Genomic DNA, 22,483 nt, shown 5'->3' with positions numbered 1-22,483 from the left:
TTTTAAAATTAAAATAAATCAAGGTGTTCAACCGAAAAGAAAATACTAAAATTTAAAACCCTATTGACCCCTAATAGGCGTTCCCCTTCGGGGGCTAGGGGGCCATTATGAAAACAGCATACATAGTTAAAGGATATAGAACCGCAGTTGGGAAAGCACCTAAAGGCGTATTTAGATTCAAAAGGACTGATGAACTAGCAGCAGAGACCATTGAACATATGATGAAGGAGCTTCCACAGTTGGACAAGAAGCGTATTGACGATGTTATAGTAGGGAACGCAATGCCAGAAGGTTCGCAGGGATTGAACATGGCACGTTTAATATCACTCATGGGATTAGATATTGTAGATGTGCCAGGGGTTACGGTAAACCGCTTTTGTTCCTCAGGGATTGAAACCATCGGGATAGCCACAGCAAAAATACAGGCAGGCATGGCAGATTGTATCATTGCCGGAGGGGCGGAGAGTATGAGCTCCGTACCAATGACAGGTTACAAGACAGAACTCAATTACGATATTGTTAAAGCGGGTCATGAAGATTACTATTGGGGCATGGGAAATACGGCAGAAGCAGTGGCTCAAGAATATAAAGTATCCAGAGAAGACCAAGATGAGTTTGCTTATAATTCTCATATGAAAGCACTTAAAGCACAATCCGAAGACCGTTTTCAAGACCAGATTGTACCTATTGAAGTGGAACAAACGCTCCTCGGTACCGATGGGAAAAAGACAACAAAAAAATATACTGTAACTAAAGACGAAGGACCAAGAAAAGGAACTTCGGTAGAGGTGCTGAATAAACTAAGACCAGTTTTTGCCGCAGGCGGAAGCGTTACTGCCGGTAACTCCTCTCAAATGAGTGATGGTGCTGCTTTTGTTATGGTTATGAGTGAAGAAATGGTAAAAGAGTTAAATCTAGAACCTATTGCGCGACTAGTAAATTATGCAGCAGCAGGTGTGCCACCACGTATTATGGGTATTGGACCCGTAGCCGCAGTTCCTAAGGCGTTAAAACAAGCTGGATTAAAACAAGATGCCGTTGAGCTTATAGAATTGAACGAAGCATTTGCTTCACAATCCTTAGCGGTGATTAGAGAATTAGAATTAAATCCGGATATCGTAAACGTAAATGGTGGTGCTATCGCATTAGGTCATCCATTAGGATGTACGGGTGCCAAATTATCCGTGCAACTATTTGATGAAATGCGTAAACGTAATATGCAAGGTAAATACGGTATGGTAACCATGTGTGTTGGGACTGGTCAAGGAGCAGCGGGGATTTATGAGTTTTTAAATTAAAAGCCCCCTAACCCCCAAAGGGGGAATACAATAGAAGTCTAAATAAATGTTTAACTAAAAATTAACCCGTAACAATTTCCTTTTCTGGGGAGTTAGAGTGAATTATAATATGGAAACTACAACAAAAGAAATATTAAGAGGAGGCCAATTCCTTGTTAAAGAGACGAATTGTGAAGACGTCTTCACGCTGGAAGATTTGAGCGAAGAGCAAAAAATGATGCGCGATAGTACGAAAGAATTCGTTGATAGAGAACTTTGGGCACACTGGGAGCGTTTTGAGCAAAAAGACTACGCATACACGGAAGAGACCATGCGCAAAGCTGGTGAATTAGGCTTACTTAGTGTTGCTGTTCCAGAATCCTATGGAGGAATGGGTATGGGATTTGTATCTACAATGCTGGTATGTGATTACATATCAGGAGCTACAGGTTCGTTCAGTACCGCTTTTGGAGCGCATACAGGTATTGGCACTATGCCAATAACGCTCTATGGTACCGAGGAGCAAAAACAGAAATATGTGCCAAACCTTGCTTCTGGTGAATGGTTTGGAGCCTATTGCTTAACAGAACCTGGTGCAGGTTCTGATGCAAATTCAGGAAAAACAAAGGCCGTACTTTCTGATGATGGTACCCATTACAGCATATCCGGTCAAAAGATGTGGATTTCAAATGCAGGATTTTGTAAACTGTTCATTGTATTCGCAAGAATCGAGGATGATAAGAATATTACAGGTTTTATTGTAGAAAACGACCCTGAAAACGGAATATCGCTAGGCGATGAAGAAAAGAAACTCGGTATTCACTCCTCCTCTACCCGTCAAGTATTCTTCAATGAAACCAAAGTACCTGTGGAGAATATGTTATCTGAAAGAGGAAACGGATTTAAGATAGCAATGAATGCTTTAAATGTTGGTCGCATTAAGTTGGCCGCGGCTTGCCTAGAAGCGCAACGAAGAGTTATCAATGAAGCGGTAACCTACGCTAATGAGCGAATTCAGTTTAAAACGCCTATCGTTAATTTTGGTGCAATCAAGGCAAAAATAGCTGATATGACTACCAATGCTTACGTTGGGGAATCTGCTTGTTATCGCGCAGCTAAGAATATAGAGGATAGGATAGCTATCAGAGAAGCTGAAGGAAATACGCATCAAGAAGCTGAATTGAAAGGTGTAGAAGAATATGCGATAGAGTGTTCTATATTAAAAGTAGCGGTTTCAGAAGACGTGCAAAACACCGCGGATGAGGGTGTTCAGATTTTCGGAGGTATGGGCTTCAGTGCAGATACGCCAATGGAATCTGCCTGGAGAGATGCCCGTATCGCACGTATTTACGAAGGAACTAATGAAATAAACCGTATGCTCGCGGTTGGTATGCTGGTTAAAAAAGCAATGAAAGGTCATGTAGACCTGCTTGGACCTGCAACCGCTGTAGGAGAAGAACTTATGGGTATTCCTTCCTTTGAAACGCTAGATTTTTCAGAATTGTTCGCCGAGGAGAAAGACCTTATTAAACGATTAAAGAAGGTATTCCTAATGGTCGCCGGTAGTGCTGTGCAAAAGTTTGGACCTGAATTGGAAAAGCACCAACAATTAATGATGGCTGCCTCTGATATTCTAATTGAAGTCTATATGGCAGAAAGTACTATCCTTAGAACCGAGAAAAATGCCAAACGCTTTGGTGAAGATGCACAAGCAACACAAATTGCCATGTCCAAACTATATTTATACAATGCTGTAGATATTGTTTTAAAGAAAGGTAAAGAAGCAATAGTTTCTTTTGCCGAGGGCGATGAGCAGAAAATGATGCTTATGGGCTTAAAGCGTTTTACAAAATATACCAATTACCCTAATGTAGTGGCTTTACGTAATCAAATTGCGGACAAAGTTGCTGCAGATAATGGGTACACCTTTGACTAATTCAGATTACCCTTTTGTTTTGTTAGACAGAAGTAAAACCGCTCCCGAAAGGAGCGGTTTTTTTGTGTCTTTTTCACGGTAAACAGGGATTTATAAAATTCAATGCTGGGTTATATTTAGTAAAACCACATACTAATGATTAACAACAAACAAGTTAAAAAACACTTCACTATTCAACGAACCCTACTGTTCCTACTTATCGGTAGTTTGTTATTCGCTGCCGGTAAGAACTTTACGATGTTAGAATGGCCTACATTTGCAGACACTACAGCACCTAATGAAGATATACCTGAATATTTTGATTACGGTATGATTTCAGACAGCACCTATTGCAATAATTTTTTCAAATTTAGGATTACCATCACAAAAGGTTATGAAACCGCCTATAAAAAATATGAAAATATCAGTGCTACGGTAAAGGAAAACGATTCCGTCCTGGTAAGGCAACCATTAGCGTCAGATATCATAGACCATGAACTGCTTGTTGTAACACCTGGATTAATAAAAGTTGATTGGCGTAAAGCGCTGAAAGAAACAGGTAGTATCAAGGCATGGATAGAATATGATAAAATAAGACGGGACAAGGACTTATTTGGACCAGAACACTGCCTAATTATCAGAGCCCATAGACTTACAAACCAATCGCTTGACAACTATATCCATCAGTTTTCGAATATGCATAATCCAGGTTATGGAGAATCGCAGACCAAAATTATAGCCGATAAAACCTTTAACGTGTATGAAGGCTTAGAAGTTCAGAATAGCCCTGAAGCAAGCACCATGTTTCGCTTATTAGGTGGGGAAAATAAGCAAATCACCACTTATCTTATTGAACAAAATGACTTCGCCTTAAGCATTAACCTCTTTTATAAAACCGAAGCACAAAAGATTAAATTATTAAAAATGGTACAAACGATTACCTTTCATTAAAAGATAGCTCATCCAACTGTACTATTATTCTAATTAATCAGTGGTTCAGTTTAAACTTTTTTAAAAATCGACTAACTTTATCCGATGGATAAAGCGCTTTTACATAAGGTTTATGATACCGAAACTTTTAGAAAGAAAGGTCATGAGTTAATAGACCAATTAGCAGACCACCTTGATACTAAACTTCAAGAAAAATCGGGCCATGCAATACATTGGAACGAACCCGAGGATGAGCTTAGCTTTTGGCAAAATTTTCTTGAAAGTGGAAACCAAGAACACCTATTTTCTGAAATTACGAAAAGAACTACCTACATACATCATCCACATTACATAGGTCACCAAGTTACACCAACGGCTCCTATTACTGCCTTAACGGGCATGATTAGCGCTATGATGAACAACGGCATGGCCGTTTACGAAATGGGGATGTCTTCTTCTGCTATAGAACGTGTAGTAACGGATTTGCTCTGTAAGAAAATAGGATTTGATACCAGCTCTGGCGGATTTATTACCTCTGGTGGAACTTTGGCCAATTTAACGGCATTGCTAACCGCACGTAAGGTAATTCTAAAGCAGGATGTCTGGAACCAAGGCTCCAAACAGCAGTTGGGCATTATGGTAAGCGAAGAAGCACATTATTGTGTGGATAGAGCTGCAAAAATTATGGGTTTGGGAGCGCAAGGAATCATTAAAATACCAACTACGACGAATTATAGAATGGATACCACCTTACTGGAAGCCCATTATGAGAAAGCCAAGGAGAAAGGAATTCAGGTATTCGTAATTATTGGTAGTGCTCCAAGTACAGCTACAGGAATGTTCGACGATTTACAGGCAATAGCTGACTTTGCAAAAACCAAGAAGCTTTGGTTTCACGTAGATGGTGCTCACGGCGGAGCCGCAATTTTTTCTCCAAAATACAAAACACTTTTACAGGGAATAGAACAGGCCGATTCTGTGGTTATAGACGGACACAAAATGATGATGATGCCAGCACTTACGACAGCATTACTGTACAAAAAGAGTGCACATACCAACGTAACTTTTAGTCAAAAAGCAGATTATCTCTTGACAGAATCGGAGCTCGAAGATTGGTGCAACTCGGGCAAAAAAACTTTTGAATGTACCAAGACCATGATGAGTATTCACTGGTTCACCTTATTAAAACTATACGGAGAAGATGTTTTTGACGCCTATGTAACCCATCTATTTGATATGGGTGCGCGTTTTGGAGAAATCATCAACCAACACACCAAGTTTGAAATGGCCGTTACTCCAATGTCCAATATCGTATGTTTTAAATATGTGGACGATAGTTTATCCGGCGAAGCTCAAAACAAACTAAATGAACATATTCGACAAGCACTTTTGGAAGATGGGGAGTTTTACATTGTACAGACCAAACTCCGAGGAATTCATTACTTAAGGGTTACGGTAATGAATCCGTTCACCACCGAAACCCATTTTAAAAACTTACTGGAAAAAATTAGTAAACTAGCTGTTTCCGTTTAACTGATAGACTCTAAAACTTGCACTTCACTCTCCTTGTTTGAGAATAGCACCGCACACTCTATTAAGGCCAAATGTGAATATGCTTGCGGAAAGTTTCCTAACAATCGTTTGGTCTTAAAATCAATATCTTCACTAAAGAGACCTAAATGATTACTATAAGACAGTAATTTATCAAATTGCTTCATTGCTTTTTTCTCTTCCCCTATCTTATACAGGCTGTTTATAAACCAAAATGTACAAATGGTAAAAGATGAAGATGGTAATCCAAAATCATCTTCGTTTTTGTACCGATAGAGCAGACCATCGTTGCTTAGCTCCTTCCCTATCGCTTTAACCGTACTTACGAATTTTGGGTCCTTGGCGTGAATAAATCCATAGGATTCCATCAACAATACCGAAGCATCTAAATCTGGACTTCCATAGGATTGCGTAAAGGCATTCACCTCTGGGTTCCATGCATTTTCGTGGATATCCCTTTTAATTTCCTGCTCTAAGGCCGTCCATTTTTCTAGCTTTCTTGTTTTTTTAAATAGTCGCGCTACTTTTATGGCCCGGTCAATGGCTACCCAACAAAGTACCTTGGAAAAAGTAAAGTGCCGGTCCTCCGACCTAAACTCCCAAATACCCTTATCTGCCTCTTTCCAGTGGTTGGAGACAATCCAAACAATCCCTTTCGTTATTCCCCAGAGCTCCTCACCATTTTCAATATCATTACTGTATTTGGAAAGTTGCTCATAAATAACGTCCATTAGAATACCGTAAATATCGTTCTGCTTCTGCTTGTATGCCGCATTACCAACGCGCACAGGTGCCGAACCCTTATAACCGGCAAGGTGTTCCAAGGTATTTTCAGTTAATTTTTTCTCTTTGTTGATGCCGTACATGATCTGGAGTTTTTCATCCTTGTCGGGAATTAAATCGACTATAAACTGAAGGTATCTTTTAGCGACGTTTCTATGACCTAAATCACCTATCACCTTTATGGCCATGGATGCATCGCGAATCCAGCAGAAGCGATAATCCCAATTACGTACTTCCCCAATCGTTTCCGGCAAGGAAGTAGTCGCTGCCGCTAAAACCGCTCCTGTTTTATCATAGCTTAATAATTTCAGGGTAATGGCACTGCGGCTTATCTGCGCATTATATTTCTTATAGTTAGGTGTTTTACTACTCCAATTAAGCCAATACACCTTAGTACGTTCTAGCTCCGTATACATTTTACGAACGGTAGGCTGAAACAATTTTTCATTATACCCCATTAAGAAATAACCGTCTTTGGACAAAGAGATTTCCCTACCTTCCAAAACGGCGTTCTTATTAAAAGAGGTATACAGAAAACAAGTGTCGAACTTTTCTCCGTGGGTAAGGCTAACGATGAAGTTCTTTTTTACATACGTATCCGTAATACCTGCAGCATATTCCAACTTTGGGTCATACTTCACCTTAAACACCGGTTTACCGGAGAGATGTTTAAAATAGCGTACTAATTCTGGGGGCGAATTATACCCCCCTTCCTTACGGTACCTTGGCATAAAATCCCGGATTTCAAAGGCATTTTCACCTGAAACAAAACGAGTTATTAAAATGGCGGTGTGTTTTTTATAACGTTGCGTTATCGTATAAGAATCATCTACTAAAATTTCAAAGCTCCCTCCTATTTTTTCGTCCAGCAAAGCAGCAAAAACAGAGGAGGAGTCAAACTCTGGCAAACAGCACCAATCTATAGCACCTGTTTTAGATATAAGCGCAGCACTCCTACAATTCCCTATTATTCCGTAGTCTAAATTATCCATTCAATAAAAATCTTAATTCATATGGGCTTTCAATTGGTATTGCCCTTCTTTTTCCCGAAATTGAGAGAAATTAACTTCAAATCAAAGCAAAACTTGCTATTTATGGCTAAAACTATCATAATCTCAAATAGACTACCTGTACAATTACAAATTAGCAATGGAGACATCACTGCAATACCAAGCGTGGGAGGTTTAGCAACCGGAATGAAGTCCGTACATTCTGGAGGGGATAGCCTTTGGATTGGATGGAGCGGACTTACAGATGAGGAAATTCCTGAGGAAATAGCTCCAAAAATAGACAAAGCCTTAGCCGAGCATGGCTCCTCTAAAGTAAGACTGACTAAAAAGGAGGTAGATGGTTTCTATTTTGGATTTAGTAACAGAACCGTTTGGCCGCTTTTTCACTACTTCTTGGAGTACTCTGAATTTGAGTTGGACAGTTGGGAAATTTACAAAGCTGTAAATCAAAAATTTGCCGATGCCATTCTAGAAAAAGCTGATGATGATGATACCATTTGGGTGCATGACTACCAATTGATGCTGGTGCCTCAAATGGTTCGCGAGAAACGTCCTAATATCTCTATTGGTTTCTTTTTACATATTCCATTCCCTTCGTTTGAAATCTTCAGAACACTTCCTTGGCGTACCGAAATATTACAAGGGTTATTAGGAGCGGACCTTATCGGTTTCCATACCTATGATTACGAGCGACATTTCTTAAGCTCGGTACGAAGGCTATTGGGCTTAGAGGTGAGTTTTAATGATATTTATTTGGATAATAGGGTAATAAAGGTAGACTCTTTCCCTATGGGAATAGATTACAAAAAATTTAATGAGGCCGCATTGGAACATGCTCAACGGGATGAAACCCAGAAATCCGAGCTACAAAAACGCTTGGATACCCATAAGAAATCTGCTCCAGATGCCAAGTTTTTCTTGTCCATTGACCGTTTGGATTATTCTAAAGGTATTGCAAAGCGATTAAACGCCTACGAGTACTTTTTGAACAAGTATCCGGAATACAAAGAAAAGGTGCGATTGATAATTTTAGCGGTTCCCTCCCGCTCCAACGTACCGCAGTACAAACTTTTGAAAAAGGAGATTGATGAACTGGTAGGCCGCATCAACGGAGAGCTTTCTACCGTAAGTTGGACACCAATTTGGTATTTCTATAGATCTATGCCTTTTGATAATTTAATAGATTTATACACCACTTGTGATATTGCTTGGTTAACACCCATACGTGATGGTATGAACCTTGTCGCCAAGGAATATATTGCAACACGTACCGATAAGACGGGAGTCCTTATTCTAAGTGAAATGGCAGGCTCTGCCAATGAAATGAACGAATCCCTACTCATTAACCCAAATAACTTTGAGCAAATTGCCGATACACTGCACAAAGCCATTACTATGCCAAAGAAAGAACAGCAGGAGCGTAATACGGTGCTGCAGAAAAGATTAGCGCGCTATAACGTGGAGAAATGGGCTAATGACTTCATGACCTCTTTAGTGAACCAAAAAGAAAAGGATGAAACCTATGTCTCCAGAAGACTATCCGTTGATTTGATGAACACGGTCATGAAAGACTATATTAATGCCGAAAGAAGATTAGTATTCTTGGATTATGACGGCACTTTAGCAGGCTTTCATAACGACCCTCAAAAAGCGAGTCCAGATGAAGACCTATATAAATTGTTAGACCATATTTCATCCCAACCCAATACGGACATGTACCTCATAAGCGGTAGGGACAAAGAGACCTTCACCAAATGGTTCTTACCCAAAAAGTATAATATGATCGTGGAGCATGGTGTGTGGATTTCCCAAGGCGGTGAGGAATTTAGAATGTTAGAGAACGTGAAGAAAGAATGGATGGAAAAAATACTTCCTGTTCTGGAATCTTTTGTGGACAGAACGCCAGGTAGCTTCATTGAAGAAAAGAATTATTCATTGGCATGGCATTACAGAAATACCGATCCAGATTTTGGTCAAAAACGTTCCGTGGAATTGAACACGGTACTTACAAGTCTTATTGCTAATGATGATTTGAGTGTTTTAAACGGGAACAAGGTAATGGAAATAAAAAGTAGTAACGTAAATAAAGGGCGAGCCGCCATGCGTGTTTACGCCGAGCATAACTATGATTTTGTATTCGCCATTGGTGATGATTGGACAGACGAGTTTATGTTTCAAGAACTACCAGAAGATTCCGTCACCGTAAAGGTAGGAAGACAAAAAACCCAAGCACGTTATTTTGTGGATAACACCAAAAATGTGAGGGATATTTTAGCGCGGTTTGCGGAAAAGCGGTAAGCTTTAAATTTCAAATTAAAATTATACTTTTCGATGAATAAGTACACGTTACTTCTCTTTGGACTCTTACTTAGCTTCAAGACTCTTTCTCAGCAAAATAATACAGAAGTGTTTTTGGTAGATGTAATGACCGACGAAGAAAGAAAAGCTTTAGGAAAACCTCTAAATATTTCAAATAATGAGGGATACGACAATCAACCATCGTTCTTGGATGACGATACTATTCTATTTTCATCCACTAGAAATGGGCAGACGGATATAGCCTTATATACCATAAGTACGAATACAACAAAATGGATTACCGATACCCCTAAAGGAAGTGAATACTCTCCTTTAAAAATTCCTGGAAAAGAAGCTGTATCCGCTATTCGATTGGACGCAGATGGTTTGCAAAGATTATATCAGTATGATATTAATACCGGAAAATCACAAGAACTCATAAAGGATTTAAAAGTAGGCTATCATGTATGGTACAACGCCCATATTATCGTCTGTACCGTTCTTATTGAAAACCGTATGGATTTGGTCGTGGCAAACTTAAAAGATGGAACCAACTATATAGTCCAAAAAAATGTCGGACGATCGCTTCACAAAGTTCCGAATACTGATTTGGTAAGCTATATCAGTAAGGCGAATGAAAAGATTGAAATAAAAACGATACATCCTATCTCTGGAGCAACACAAACAATTAATTATATCTGGAACGGCAGGGAAGATATGGCCTGGTTATCGGAAGACACCATAATAGCGGGTACAAATAGTATTTTGGCCCAAGTGAAAGCCGATACCACTGGGGTTTGGGGTCCATTCCATACTATTGATCCTTTACAATATAATAATGTTTCAAGAATAGCCGTGAGCCCTAACCGGCAAAAACTGGCCTTAGTGGCCGAACCGCCTGCCGCAGCAATCGTTCAGAAACAGGTAGTGTCCTATAATGCCGGAGATCTGGAGTCTTTTATTAATTGTTACTCAGCTGACGTTATCGTTAGTAATTTTCCAGATAAAATTTGGTATGAGGGCCACAAAAGGATGCGAGAAATTTATGAGGGTTTATCCCCTACAAATAAGACGTATCAGGTAGCGGTTGTAAAACGAATTGTAATTGGTAGCAATGTGGTTGACCACGAAAAGGTAACTCGCAATGGTAAATTTGAACAAATGCAGGTTGCCATTTATAACGTTGACAAGGGCGCTATTGAGCGCATGACCTTTATTTTTGACGATACTAAGGCTCCTAATCCGGAAACTATTGTGCAAAAACAATTGGATGCCTATAATGCCAGAGATATTGATAGGTTTATGGACACCTATACGGACGACATTAGTTTGTTTAATTATCCAGTAGAAAAAAGGTCACAAGGGCAAGAAGAAATGAGAAAAGTTTATGCCGATTTTTTCACTTCCACCCCTGATTTGCATTGCGAGATTAAAAACAGAATTGTTATCGGCAATAAAGTGATTGATGAAGAAAAAATAACTGCAAACGGAAATACGTTCAGCACCGTAGCTATCTATGAGGTTGAAGATGGGAAAATCTCCAAAGTTTACTTCCTCCGATAAACTATCTTTTGACACAAAAACCATACATACTTCCAGTAATTATCATCGCCCAATTCGCCTGTACATCTCCATGGTTTGCAGGGAATACCATTATAGATGCACTGATAAGCAAAACGGGCTTCGGAGCGGAACTGGCGGGCTATGTAATTTCATCGGTGCAGTTCGGTTTTATTACGGGAACCTTGGTTTTTTCACTACTGATGCTTGCGGACCGCTTCTCCCCTTCTAAAGTATTTCTTGTTTGCGCCTTCTTAGCTGCACTCTGCAACCTATACCTTTTGCTGGATACTATTACAAAATGGGGATTGCTCTCGGCTCGTTTTGGCACAGGATTCTTTCTAGCGGGCATCTACCCCGTAGGAATGAAAATTGCCGCAGATTACTACGAAAAAGGCCTTGGAAAAGCCTTAGGTTTTCTCGTCGGGGCATTGGTTCTGGGAACGGCACTTCCCTTTTTGATTAACGGAACAGCTTGGGGTAAGGAAACCACAACGGTTATCACCGTCACTTCCTTGTTGACTAGCTTCGGTGGCTCTTTACTTTACACTCTGGTACCAGACGGTCCATACCAAAAGAAAAGTACAACGCTAAAGCTCAATGCCGGACCTGAACTCTTTAAAATACCAAACTTTAAAAGGGCAGCTTTCGGATATTTTGGCCATATGTGGGAACTTTATGCGTTTTGGGCTTTTACCCCATTTGCCATTAAGTCCTTCAACGCTGTTTCCAACAATACCATTTCTATTCCTTTATGGACCGGTATAATTATCGCTTTAGGTGGTATTTCCTGTGCCATAGGTGGTCTTCTATCAGAAAAATACGGAAGTAAAAAAGTAGCCTTCACCGCCTTGTTACTTTCGGGAATATGCTGTCTTATCTCTCCCCTATTCTTTAAGTTCTCACCTACATTCTTTTTAGGAATTTGGTGTTTTTGGGGAATGGCCGTAACGGCAGATTCTCCACAGTTTTCCAACTTGGTGGCTTCGGCCATTCCAAGTGAATTAAAAGGAACTGGATTAACCTTAGTGAATTGTATCGGTTTTGCCCTAACCATAGCTAGTATTCAGTTATTAGCCTTTATTTCAGAAAGCATACCGCCTACGACCCTATTTTTGGTTTTAGCACTAGGACCAATTTTTGGCTTATGGCATCTAAAGGCGCACAAATCCGATTAATTTTTAATACTTTTAAAGACAATGAAATTTCCGCATAATATTAGCCGAATCGAAGCTTTTAGCGATGCTGTTTTTGCCTTTGCAGCTACCCTTTTGGTGGTCAGTATTGGAACGGATAGCACTGATTCTCTTATAGATATCGACTTTAAACTGTTTACAGGTTTTGCCATTAGTTTTTTTGTGTTGGTCATCCTATGGTTTCTGCATTATAATTTTTTTCGTAGAACGGATTATATGGACAATGTTATCATTTCCATCAATGCTGTACTACTTTTTGTAGTCCTGTATTATGTTTTTCCGTTGAAGTCCTTAATAAATTCTTGGTTTCAAACCCAAGGTATGACACCAGACAGACTAGCCGGAATCTTTGAACTGTACGGAATAGGATTTGCACTTATATTCTTATGCCTGTCCCTAATGTATTATAGAGCCTATAAAAAATCTAAAAACCTTGAAAATGTTATGTCACTGCTGTTTTATGTGCGGCATTTTGGGCTATTTGTGTTGGTCGCTGTCATAAGTATCATCACTGCGTATTTACAAATTGGAATCAATTATGGACTACCTGGAATTTTATATGCCCTATTAGGTCCGTTCTGCTCCGTACACAGTTATTTATTTTATAAAAAGTATAAAACCGATTAAATGAAAAAAGTACTATTTTTTGGTCTGTTGACCTTGACCCTTTCCCTTACCGCACAAACGGACCAACGCATCTACGATATTATCGATGCCGTTTCTGCGGAGCGCATAGAAAAGGATATTACCACCTTAGCAAACTTTGGAACACGCCATACCTTAAGCGACACCGTATCGCAAACGCGCGGTATAGGCGCTGCAAGACGATGGATAAAAGCCGAATTCGAGAAAACTTCGGAGGCTTGTAATGGTTGTCTAAATGTAATTTATCAAAAGGATTTGGTAAAAAAAGGTGCCAACCAACGTATTGTTAAAGATGTGGAAGTGGTCAATGTTTTGGCAATTCAAAAAGGAACAAAATATCCCAATCGCTATATTATTATGAGTGGGGACATCGATTCGCGTGTGAGCGACCCTACCAATTATACGGACAATTCTCCGGGAGCCAATGACAACGCCAGTGGTATGGCCGGAACCATGGAAGCCGCTAGGGTCCTATCGAAATACAAATTTGAAAACAGTATCATTTACATGGGGCTATCCGGTGAGGAACAAGGCCTCTTTGGTGGTGGCGGTGTCGCGGGTTACGCTAAAGAACAAGGATGGGAAGTCATCGGTATTTTCAACAACGATATGATAGGGAACATTACCGGTGTAGACGGAATTACCAGCAGTACGGATTTTAGAATATTCTCGGAACCTGTACCTCCAACGGAAACCGAAAAACAACGAAAAGCACGTAGATTTTACGGTGGTGAAGTAGATGGTATTTCCAGACAACTGGCACGTTATGTGCATAAAACCACAAAAACCTATATGCCAGAAATGAACCCCATGATGATATACCGGTTAGACCGTTTTGGTCGTGGGGGACATCACCGCCCTTTTAACGATGCCGGTTTTCCCGGTATCCGCATTATGGAAGCACATGAAAATTATACCCAGCAGCACCAGGATATCCGTGTGGAAGACGGTATTGCCTATGGCGATGTATTGGAACATGTAAATTTTGAGTACGCTGCCAAGTTGACCGCGGTAAACGCGATAAGTATGGCCTCCATCGCATGGGCACCACCAGCACCAAAAGAAGTTAAAATTGGAGGAATTGTTGAACCTTCCGCAAAGTTTCAATGGAGTAAAGTGGATGGTGCGAAAGGATATAAAATCTATTGGAGAGACACGACGTCCCCTACCTGGGATAACAGCAGGTATGTGCAAGATGTTACCGAGTTTACTTTGGATGGTATCGTTATCGATAATTACTTTTTTGGAGTTTCATCTGTGGGAGCAGACGGATTTGAAAGTCCGGTCGTATTTCCCAATGCTATTTTTAGGTAGCTAATAGGCTGTCCGTTCGGGCCCAGTCGAGATAAAATAACTTTACTTAGTACACTGTCATATCAAGCCGAGTCGAGAACTAATAAATAAATGAAAATGAAAAAATTAATTGTATTGTTATGTCTTACAAGCCTATCTACGGCCCTAGCACAAGAGTTCACCAAACAGGATACACTGCGGGGCAGCATTACCCCTGAACGCGCTTGGTGGGATTTAAATTATTACCATCTAGATATTGAGGTAATCCCTGATGATAAATTTATAGCTGGCAGTAATACCATTCGTTACAAAGTACTGAACCAAAAACAAGTACTTCAGGTAGATTTACAGCCTCCGCTTCAAATAGAAAAAGTAACCCAAGACGGTAAAGAACTTAAGTTCTCTTCAAAAGTAAATGCGCACTTTATAAATCTAGAAAAACCGCAAAAAGTGGGCGATTACAATGAAATTATAGTGCACTATTCTGGCAAGCCAAAAGAAGCGGTTAGAGCCCCTTGGGACGGTGGTTTTTCATGGAAAAAAGATGAAAATGGCAAGCACTTTGTAGCAACCTCCTGTCAAGGATTGGGGGCCAGCGTTTGGTGGCCTAACAAAGACCATATGTATGATGAGGTAGATAGTATGCTCATTAGTATTAAAGCCCCAAAAGACCTTATGAGCGTTGCAAACGGGCGCCTGCGGAAAGTAGAAGAACAAGGCAACACCAAGACCTACCATTGGTTTGTAGCCAATCCTATCAACAACTATGGGGTTAATGCAAATATTGGCGACTACGTGTATTTTGGTGAAAAATACAAAGGTGAGAACGGCGTTTTGGATTTGGACTATTACGTATTGCGCGATAATTTGGAAAAGGCAAAAAAACAGTTTACCGATGTTCCTAAATTAATGAAAGCCTTTGAACATTGGTTTGGGCCCTACCCCTTTTATGAAGATAGTTTTAAACTGGTGGAAGTACCGTACTTGGGTATGGAACACCAAAGTTCGGTAACCTATGGCAATAAATACCAAAACGGATACCTAGGAAGGGACCTTTCCAAGACAGGTTGGGGCTTAAAGTTCGATTATATTATTATTCATGAAGCGGGTCACGAGTGGTTTGCCAATAATATCACCTATAAGGATATTGCCGACATGTGGGTGCACGAGGGCTTTACCACCTATTCCGAAGCACTCTATGTGGACTATCATTTTGGGGAGCAAGCCGGTAACGAATATGCCATTGGCATTCGTGGCAATATAAGGAACGAGAGCCCTATCATTGGGGTCTATGAAGTAAATAAAAGGGGTAGTGGCGATATGTATCCAAAAGGTGCCAATCTACTACATACGATTCGGCAGGTCATTAACGATGATGAAAAATGGCGAAGCATTTTACGAGGGCTGAACAAGGACTTTTACCACCAAACGGTCACCACACAGCAAGTGGAAAATTATATCAGTGAAAAGGCTGAAATGGACTTTTCCAAGGTGTTTGACCAATACCTACGGACCATAAAGATTCCCGTATTTGAGTATCAAGTAGAAACGGACAATGTCATCAAATACCGTTATACCAATGTTATTGAGGATTTTTCGATGCCTATACGCCTATTTGTCGATGATAAGGAGCTTTGGCTGAAACCAACGGCGGAATGGCAAACGGAGACCCTAAAAACCAATGTAGACAATTTTAAAGTGGATCCTAATTTTTATTTAGAAGTGAAGGAACTGTAAGTGAGCTAACCTAAGGGTAACTAGAAATCAGTGCACTAGTTTTATATGTAGGATAGTACCAATGATGTTATCTTATTGTTGTGCTTCATTATCAGAAACCGCCAATCAATGATAAAATTTTTCAGAAAGATCCGCCAAAAACTACTCGCTGAAAGCCTCCCCTCCTTGGAGGGGATTGAGGGGTGGGTAAAATCCGCAAACTATGATTAAATTCTTCCGTAAAATCCGTCAAAAACTGCTTTCCGAAAACAAATTCTCAAAGTACCTGCTCTACGCCATAGGTGAAATCATTTTGGTGGTTATAGGAATTCTGATTGCACTGCAAATCAATAATTGGAACCAAAAACGAATCCAGAAACTTGAAGAACAGACCATATTAAAGAACATTCAGACTGAATATTTGCAAAACAAGGCGATTATCAAAAGAAGAATTGAGGAAAATGAATCATGCGAGGCTGCGCTCAGACAATTAATGAATAATATAGGCAAAGACGAAGCGTATCTTAAAAAGCAAAATATAGACAGTTTACTTTTTTATGCCTTTGACCCTCCTATATTCAGACCCTCGGAAAATACCATTTCTGGTCTCGTACAATCGGGACGTTTGGAATTGCTCCAGAATAAGAAATTGGTTAATTCAATATATAATTGGGGACGAACAATGAAGGCCTTGACAGATAGAACATCAAGGTTTGCCGCAAAATTAGATAACGAGATTTGGCCCTATTTATCAAAAAGATATCCCTTTAAAGATATGGATGCCTATGGCCCATTACGTTGGAAAGAAAAATCAAACTTGAAGGTAGATAAATTTCAAATTTTTAAAGAAATTGAATTCGAAAACAATACTGACGAATTTTTATACTGGATTGCAGATAACAAAAACCTATTGATAGAATTAGACCTATTGATTGATAAAATACTTAAAGAAACTCAATATGAATAAATTCTTTAAAAAAATCAGACACAAACTACATTTACAGAACCTCCCCTCCTTGGAGGGGACTGAGGGGTGGGTAAAATCCGCAAACTATGATTAAATTTTTTCGCAGAATAAGAAAGTCGCTTTTATCTGAGAATAAGTTTTCAAAGTACTTGCTCTATGCCTTAGGTGAAATATTTCTCGTGATGATAGGTATTCTTTTAGCACTACAAGTGAACGACTGGAATGAGGGGCGAAAAGGCAGAATTCTAGAACAAAAAATATTAGTACAATTAAAAAGGGAATACGAAGCCAATCTTGCGCAGCTTGAAGAAAAAATTTACATGCGAAATAGAGCCATCGAAGCTTCTCATAAATTGCTAAGTTTTGTAGACAATCCAGAAATTTTTGATGAAGAAACTTTTTACACCTCTTGGTGGCATCTAGCGATAGACCCCACTTTTGATCCTATAAAAAATGACATCATAGGTACAGATAAATTACAGCTGATACAAAACGAAAAGCTTGTATCGCTTTTATCTAACTGGTCATCTGAAGTATACCAAGTACAAGAACAGGAAAAGCAATATCAAACATTTCGAAACCAATTTATTGTGCAATTGATTATTGGATCGGGCACATCTCGAAATCTAAACAATAACATTTGGAAAGATGGCTATTCACCAGTAGAAGCTTTAGACAAGTCTTCTAGTTTAGAATTTAGAATAAACCCATCTAAAAGGAAAATAGCCTTCAAAAAGATTTTAGCAGATCCTGAACAAGAAAGCATTCCGGCTATGGCCATTTCCTTTCATCAAAACGCCAATATTCAATCAGCTACGTTGCGAAACAGAATTATTGAAATGCTTGAGATTATAAATTCAGAGATAAAAAATGACTAAGTTCTTTATAAAAATCAGACAAAAACTTCTTGCGGAAAACCTCCCCTCCTCGGAGGGGATCCAGGGGTGGGCATAGCTATGAAAAAAATAATTCCATATAACCAAAATTTGGTCGCTTACGCCAGAGAACTACGGAATAACATGACTTTGGGCGAGATTGCCCTTTGGCGCGAAGTAAAGGGTAAAAAATTGGGTGTACGATTTAGTAGGCAAATACCAATCGACCAATATATAGTCGATTTTTATTGTAAAGATTTGAAACTGGCCATTGAAGTTGATGGTTCGGTTCATTTTAAAGAGGGTCACCAAGAAAAGGATATGATCCGACAAAACCGATTGGAAAGCCTTGGGGTTACCGTAACCCGATTCAGTGATTTGGATGTAAAAAATAATTTGGGTTGGGTTCTAGAAAAGATTAAAATGGAAATTGATAACTTAAAACCCACCCCTAGCCCCTCCCAGGAGGGGAAAAGCCAAAAACCATGCTAAAATTCTTTAGAAAAATTAGATAAAAACTAACCGCTAAAAGCCTCCCCCCTTGGGAGGGCATTGAGAGGTGGGTAAAATCCGTAAGCTATGATTAAGTTTTTTCGCAGAATAAGAAAGTCACTTTTATCTGAGAATAAGTTCTCAAAGTACCTGCTCTACGCCATTGGCGAAATCATTTTGGTAGTCATCGGTATTTTGATTGCGTTACAAATCAATACTTGGAACGAGCAGCGGAAAGACAATGTAAAAGAGCAAGAGATTCTAAAAAGGTTAAGAAAAGAGTTTACATCGAACCGTGCACAACTTCTGGAAAAAACTGAAAGCAAAAAGGACATCAATAGAAAATGTACACGTTTGCTCACTTTTTATAACGAACCAGAAAAGGCGGAGTTGGATAGTATCTTCGCATATCTTGGAAGTGTTATTCCAACAACCTTTGACCCGATTCAAAATGACTTGGTACGTTCAGGAAATATTGAAACCATTCAAAGCGAAGAGCTAAAAGAGTTGCTTATCAATTGGAGTACGGATGTCGTCCAACTTAAGGAGGTTGAGCTAATGTTTTTAAGATATTGGGAATTGCAATTCTCGAATTATCTCAACGAAATTGGTATTTCACGCGATTTTGGCTATAGCTTTTGGCAAAAAGCAGGCTCAAGCCTGTTGGAGACCACAGAAACCCTTAATCCAATACCTGGAAAATCCAAAATCAGCAAGGTCAGCAAAGAAGAATTGCTTTTGGACCCAAAACTTGAAGGTATCATTACATGGAGTTTGAACTTAAATACTTTTACCAATCAAGAAAGCCAAACACTACTAAAGCGAATCGATCATATTCTTGAAGTTTTAGCTTCCGAGATTGAAGAATAACGAAAGCGTAAATTTGATGTCAGAAATTATAATCGACCCCTAACCCATGATAAAATTCTTTCGAAAAACTAGACAAAACTTACTTTCAAAGAACCTCCCCTCCTGGGAGGGGATTGAGGGGTGGGTAAAATCCGCAGACTATGATTAAGTTTTTTCGCAGAATAAGAAAGTCTCTTTTATCTGAGAATAAGTTCTCCAAGTACCTACTCTATGCCATAGGTGAAATTGTTCTCGTGGTCATTGGTATCTTGATTGCCTTGCAAATAGATAGTTGGAATCAAGACAAGAAGGATAGAAAATTAGAAAAGCAGTATTACTGTAGATTACTGGAAGACGTTAAACAGGACTATAGTAATTATGAATACTCTCTTGAACTGTTAAACATAAGAATTAACGCGAATAACACTATGATTCAAACGTTGTTAGACGACACCTTACCTTTAGACAGTATCACCCCAAATCTTTTAAAATCCGTCAAATTTTCCAACAGAAATTACCGAGCCACAACCGACGCTTTGGAAGACATTAAATCGAGTGGAAATTTAAATATACTAACAGACCTTTCTATTAAAAACAAGTTGGCTTCTTACTATGAATCAATGGCTAGAACAAGCTCCATTATAGAAACTAACGGAAAAGCTATCACAGATAAACGTTTTTTTGAAAAGAAGGATATGGTTAGTTCAGGTTGGATAAAGATTGCAGAGGAATTGAACGGTATAGATAACACAAAAGTCGACCTTGACGTACTGAATTCAAAAGTTAATTTTACGGCTGAAATAAGGGAAATAATGTTAAATGATGCCATATTTTATTTGGGAATTAATGCTCGCAATAAACAAATATTGAAATCAGCTGAAAATGAAATCCTGTCGATAAAAAGTTTACTTGAAAAAAAATGCCAGGATCAATAGAATTGAACAGTTTAAAATAACAAGAGCGCAACAAAACCTATAAATAAGGTAGGCTTAGGACTTAACCGAAAGGTCTGTGTATATTTAAGAAGTCGCAAAATCTTATGGATTTGGCCTTGCACAACATTTTGACAACCCATCGCCTCTATGCTACAATTCAGGAAAAAATCATTTTGGAGATAAATAAAAATCTGAGTTTTAGATGTACTTACTAACCTAATTGGAATAATGAAACTAAAGTATTCAGCTATCATCGGATTAGTTTTTTTGATTATCAATCAAACACTGCTTCTAGGAGGAGATGAACTTATCCAAAATCAACAGCCAATTGATTATGCCCATTGGTTATTATTGATTGGAGCATTGCTTTGTTTATCAGTAAACTACATATTTTCGGATAATATTTTTAGTGGTCTGGCGTCAATCCTTACCTCTTTAGGTATAGTTGCATTAGTGGGACAAGCAACAATCGATTTCTTATGGTGGAGTTATGGAACTGACTATGATGGAATGTACGAATTAACCAGACAAATAATGGAAAGACCTTCCATTCGAATTCCTTTTTTGACTATCGGACCAGCGTTATTCTATTTGGGATTAGCAGCTCACGCAGGTAAATTCATAAAAAAACATATTCTATGGTCAATATTGGTGTTCATTGGAGTAATTGGAATTGGATTTGGCGCGTTTACTTTTCATAATAGAATGCTTATCGTGGTTAATCATATTTTACTGGCAATTGGAATCATAGTATTAATTTTCAAGAAGGACAGCGTACTTAAAGCTAGAACGGAATAAGTATTTTAAAAAACCATAGTCATGAAAATAAAAAATAGATTTAAGTTCAAAAAATGGAGGAAATATTTATTCGAATTCCTCTCCATTTTTCTCGCCGTTACTTTAGCCTTTCTTTTGGACCGATGGAACGACAAAAGAAAAGATGAAATTGCTGAGAATAGAATCTTAACTGAGATATATAAAGGATTAGAGCGCGACAGTTTAGATATAGTAAATGATAAGTATTATTATAAAGTTGCACTTCGAGGAACTAAATATTTTAACAGACTATTCGATGGTGAAATTGTTGAAAAAGATTCTTTGCTAAAATTTTATTTTTTTCTCACCAGAGAATCTGTGGTTGTACAAAACAAATCAGGGTATGAGTCTTTAAAATCTAAAGGTTTGGAAACAATTAAAAACGATTCTTTAAGAAGCGCCATCATCTCCTTATACGAAGTTAACTATGATTTAAATAGAAAATTTAATGAGGAGTACGACGAATATAAATTTATGAGCAATTATTTCCATCCCATAAACAATGCTATTGCTCCAAACTTCGAGTACGATGCAATTGGAAACATCATTGGAATTAAATTACCGCTTCAGGTTGAAGAGAAAAAGAGGTTTCTTTTGAAAAGTTATTTATGGAAGATTGCCGTTGGAAAACAAGATAGATATGATTCTGCTGAAATTTCAGAGTTACTAATTGGTGACTTGCGAAAGAATATCAAAGCATACCTAAAAGAATTGGATTAAACTATTTACTTTAATTGCTGAACTAAAAACTATATCTTCATATAATGAGAAATTCAATAGTTGTTCTTTTTATTTTAGCCTCAATATCAGGGTTTTCCCAAGATTCCGAATATAATGTCGCATCCTATTTAACAAAAGGCTCTAAAGCGCCAAATACCCATTATATAGGGGAGGCTTGGCTGAATCGCATCATTCACGATGACCAAGAATTGGGCTATAATATCACTAAAGCAACCTTTAAAGCAAACTCAACCTTGGATTGGCACGAACATGCTTCGGCCCAAGTACTGCTAATTGTTGATGGTGAGGCTTACTACCAAGAAAGAGGAAAGGAACCCATAATTCTTAAAGAAGGTGATGTCATTAAATGTGAAAAAGCTATTGAACATTGGCACGCTTCTACCAAGTTTAGCGATGTAACCTATTTGGCTTTATATGGCGGCGGACAACCAACTACATGGACTGAAGTGGTGACACAAGAGTATTATGACAAGGTTGCGGAAAAGCTAAACCATAATTAAGATAAAAAATGGACAGAAGCCGTTTAGGAGTTTTTTTTTACGTTGTATGCAGTACTGACTTTAGCAAAGCGAAAGTACTTTAATGCAATTTACCTTCTTTGGTTTAGATTCGTAATTGCTTTCCAATAAATTTT

At 38.7% G+C, this 22,483-nt stretch carries 19 protein-coding genes; 18 read left to right on the top strand and 1 reads right to left on the bottom strand.

Annotated features, from left to right (window positions below; translation table 11 throughout):
• The first annotated feature begins 107 nt into the window (after window positions 1-107).
• The 4 genes from SJY09_RS03300 (at window position 108) to SJY09_RS03285 (ending at window position 5,655) form a co-directional block, all read left to right on the top strand.
• Window positions 108-1,298, top strand: coding sequence for an acetyl-CoA C-acyltransferase (locus SJY09_RS03300; RefSeq protein ID WP_396637536.1), 1,191 nt, complete (start codon window positions 108-110; stop codon window positions 1,296-1,298).
• Window positions 1,299-1,407: 109 nt separating this feature from the next.
• Window positions 1,408-3,213, top strand: a complete 1,806-nt coding sequence (locus SJY09_RS03295) for an acyl-CoA dehydrogenase family protein (protein ID WP_396637535.1) — start codon at window positions 1,408-1,410, stop codon at window positions 3,211-3,213.
• Between the two features lie 135 nt (window positions 3,214-3,348).
• Window positions 3,349-4,143, top strand: a complete 795-nt coding sequence (locus SJY09_RS03290; RefSeq protein WP_396637534.1) for a hypothetical protein — start codon at window positions 3,349-3,351, stop codon at window positions 4,141-4,143.
• Between the two features lie 84 nt (window positions 4,144-4,227).
• The gene (locus SJY09_RS03285; protein ID WP_396637533.1) at window positions 4,228-5,655 is read left to right on the top strand and encodes a pyridoxal phosphate-dependent decarboxylase family protein; all 1,428 of its coding nucleotides are present in this window, start codon (window positions 4,228-4,230) and stop codon (window positions 5,653-5,655) included.
• Here SJY09_RS03285 and SJY09_RS03280 read toward each other — a convergent pair.
• Entirely contained in the window at window positions 5,652-7,448 is a 1,797-nt protein-coding gene (locus SJY09_RS03280; protein WP_396637532.1) for a glycoside hydrolase family 15 protein, read from the bottom strand. The genes SJY09_RS03285 and SJY09_RS03280 overlap by 4 nt on opposite strands.
• A 102-nt stretch (window positions 7,449-7,550) precedes the next feature.
• Between SJY09_RS03280 and SJY09_RS03275 the strand changes: the two genes are divergently transcribed.
• The 14 genes from SJY09_RS03275 (at window position 7,551) to SJY09_RS03210 (ending at window position 22,349) form a co-directional block, all read left to right on the top strand.
• Complete coding sequence (locus SJY09_RS03275) at window positions 7,551-9,764, top strand: bifunctional alpha,alpha-trehalose-phosphate synthase (UDP-forming)/trehalose-phosphatase (RefSeq protein WP_396637531.1); 2,214 nt, start codon at window positions 7,551-7,553, stop codon at window positions 9,762-9,764.
• A 33-nt stretch (window positions 9,765-9,797) separates the two neighbouring features.
• Window positions 9,798-11,327, top strand: a complete 1,530-nt coding sequence (locus SJY09_RS03270; RefSeq protein WP_396637530.1) for a nuclear transport factor 2 family protein — start codon at window positions 9,798-9,800, stop codon at window positions 11,325-11,327.
• Window positions 11,328-11,335: 8 nt separating this feature from the next.
• On the top strand, window positions 11,336-12,502 hold the full coding sequence (locus tag SJY09_RS03265; RefSeq protein ID WP_396637529.1) for a nitrate/nitrite transporter: 1,167 nt from the start codon (window positions 11,336-11,338) through the stop codon (window positions 12,500-12,502).
• A 21-nt stretch (window positions 12,503-12,523) separates the two neighbouring features.
• On the top strand, window positions 12,524-13,147 hold the full coding sequence (locus SJY09_RS03260; protein WP_396637528.1) for a TMEM175 family protein: 624 nt from the start codon (window positions 12,524-12,526) through the stop codon (window positions 13,145-13,147).
• Window positions 13,148-14,479, top strand: coding sequence for a M28 family peptidase (locus tag SJY09_RS03255; protein WP_396637527.1), 1,332 nt, complete (start codon window positions 13,148-13,150; stop codon window positions 14,477-14,479). It abuts the gene before it with no gap.
• Window positions 14,480-14,575: 96 nt separating this feature from the next.
• Window positions 14,576-16,195: a M1 family metallopeptidase gene (locus SJY09_RS03250; protein WP_396637526.1), complete on the top strand. Its 1,620-nt coding sequence runs from the start codon at window positions 14,576-14,578 to the stop codon at window positions 16,193-16,195.
• Window positions 16,196-16,397: 202 nt separating this feature from the next.
• Window positions 16,398-17,141 (top strand): hypothetical protein, encoded by a 744-nt coding sequence (locus SJY09_RS03245; protein ID WP_396637525.1) that lies wholly within the window; start codon window positions 16,398-16,400, stop codon window positions 17,139-17,141.
• An 86-nt stretch (window positions 17,142-17,227) separates the two neighbouring features.
• Window positions 17,228-18,019: a DUF6090 family protein gene (locus SJY09_RS03240; RefSeq protein ID WP_396637524.1), complete on the top strand. Its 792-nt coding sequence runs from the start codon at window positions 17,228-17,230 to the stop codon at window positions 18,017-18,019.
• A 78-nt stretch (window positions 18,020-18,097) separates the two neighbouring features.
• Complete coding sequence (locus SJY09_RS03235) at window positions 18,098-18,508, top strand: endonuclease domain-containing protein (RefSeq protein ID WP_396637523.1); 411 nt, start codon at window positions 18,098-18,100, stop codon at window positions 18,506-18,508.
• A gap of 87 nt (window positions 18,509-18,595) precedes the next feature.
• Window positions 18,596-19,378 (top strand): DUF6090 family protein, encoded by a 783-nt coding sequence (locus SJY09_RS03230; RefSeq protein ID WP_396637522.1) that lies wholly within the window; start codon window positions 18,596-18,598, stop codon window positions 19,376-19,378.
• 140 nt (window positions 19,379-19,518) lie between these two features.
• Window positions 19,519-20,292 carry a DUF6090 family protein gene (locus tag SJY09_RS03225; protein ID WP_396637521.1) on the top strand — a complete coding sequence of 258 codons (774 nt, stop codon included), beginning with the start codon at window positions 19,519-19,521 and terminating at the stop codon, window positions 20,290-20,292.
• A 228-nt stretch (window positions 20,293-20,520) separates the two neighbouring features.
• Entirely contained in the window at window positions 20,521-21,090 is a 570-nt protein-coding gene (locus SJY09_RS03220) for a hypothetical protein (RefSeq protein ID WP_396637520.1), read from the top strand.
• A 21-nt stretch (window positions 21,091-21,111) separates the two neighbouring features.
• Window positions 21,112-21,828 carry a hypothetical protein gene (locus SJY09_RS03215; RefSeq protein WP_396637519.1) on the top strand — a complete coding sequence of 239 codons (717 nt, stop codon included), beginning with the start codon at window positions 21,112-21,114 and terminating at the stop codon, window positions 21,826-21,828.
• Between the two features lie 44 nt (window positions 21,829-21,872).
• The gene (locus SJY09_RS03210) at window positions 21,873-22,349 is read left to right on the top strand and encodes a cupin domain-containing protein (protein ID WP_396637518.1); all 477 of its coding nucleotides are present in this window, start codon (window positions 21,873-21,875) and stop codon (window positions 22,347-22,349) included.
• The last annotated feature ends 134 nt before the right edge of the window (window positions 22,350-22,483 follow it).

It is taken from the genome of Maribacter sp. R77961 (genome assembly GCF_044594925.1).
GTDB lineage: Bacteria > Bacteroidota > Bacteroidia > Flavobacteriales > Flavobacteriaceae > Maribacter.
Note: the sequence above shows the minus strand (reverse complement) of the source record. Positions and strands in the feature narration are given on the sequence as shown.

Coding starts and splice junctions, on each gene's coding strand:
- SJY09_RS03300 (WP_396637536.1), top strand. CDS start 108: ATGAAAACAGCATACATAGTTAAAGGATATAGAACCGCAGTTGGGAAA.
- SJY09_RS03295 (WP_396637535.1), top strand. CDS start 1,408: ATGGAAACTACAACAAAAGAAATATTAAGAGGAGGCCAATTCCTTGTT.
- SJY09_RS03290 (WP_396637534.1), top strand. CDS start 3,349: ATGATTAACAACAAACAAGTTAAAAAACACTTCACTATTCAACGAACC.
- SJY09_RS03285 (WP_396637533.1), top strand. CDS start 4,228: ATGGATAAAGCGCTTTTACATAAGGTTTATGATACCGAAACTTTTAGA.
- SJY09_RS03280 (WP_396637532.1), bottom strand. CDS start 7,448: ATGGATAATTTAGACTACGGAATAATAGGGAATTGTAGGAGTGCTGCG.
- SJY09_RS03275 (WP_396637531.1), top strand. CDS start 7,551: ATGGCTAAAACTATCATAATCTCAAATAGACTACCTGTACAATTACAA.
- SJY09_RS03270 (WP_396637530.1), top strand. CDS start 9,798: ATGAATAAGTACACGTTACTTCTCTTTGGACTCTTACTTAGCTTCAAG.
- SJY09_RS03260 (WP_396637528.1), top strand. CDS start 12,524: ATGAAATTTCCGCATAATATTAGCCGAATCGAAGCTTTTAGCGATGCT.
- SJY09_RS03255 (WP_396637527.1), top strand. CDS start 13,148: ATGAAAAAAGTACTATTTTTTGGTCTGTTGACCTTGACCCTTTCCCTT.
- SJY09_RS03250 (WP_396637526.1), top strand. CDS start 14,576: ATGAAAAAATTAATTGTATTGTTATGTCTTACAAGCCTATCTACGGCC.
- SJY09_RS03245 (WP_396637525.1), top strand. CDS start 16,398: ATGATTAAATTCTTCCGTAAAATCCGTCAAAAACTGCTTTCCGAAAAC.
- SJY09_RS03240 (WP_396637524.1), top strand. CDS start 17,228: ATGATTAAATTTTTTCGCAGAATAAGAAAGTCGCTTTTATCTGAGAAT.
- SJY09_RS03235 (WP_396637523.1), top strand. CDS start 18,098: ATGAAAAAAATAATTCCATATAACCAAAATTTGGTCGCTTACGCCAGA.
- SJY09_RS03230 (WP_396637522.1), top strand. CDS start 18,596: ATGATTAAGTTTTTTCGCAGAATAAGAAAGTCACTTTTATCTGAGAAT.
- SJY09_RS03225 (WP_396637521.1), top strand. CDS start 19,519: ATGATTAAGTTTTTTCGCAGAATAAGAAAGTCTCTTTTATCTGAGAAT.
- SJY09_RS03220 (WP_396637520.1), top strand. CDS start 20,521: ATGAAACTAAAGTATTCAGCTATCATCGGATTAGTTTTTTTGATTATC.
- SJY09_RS03215 (WP_396637519.1), top strand. CDS start 21,112: ATGAAAATAAAAAATAGATTTAAGTTCAAAAAATGGAGGAAATATTTA.
- SJY09_RS03210 (WP_396637518.1), top strand. CDS start 21,873: ATGAGAAATTCAATAGTTGTTCTTTTTATTTTAGCCTCAATATCAGGG.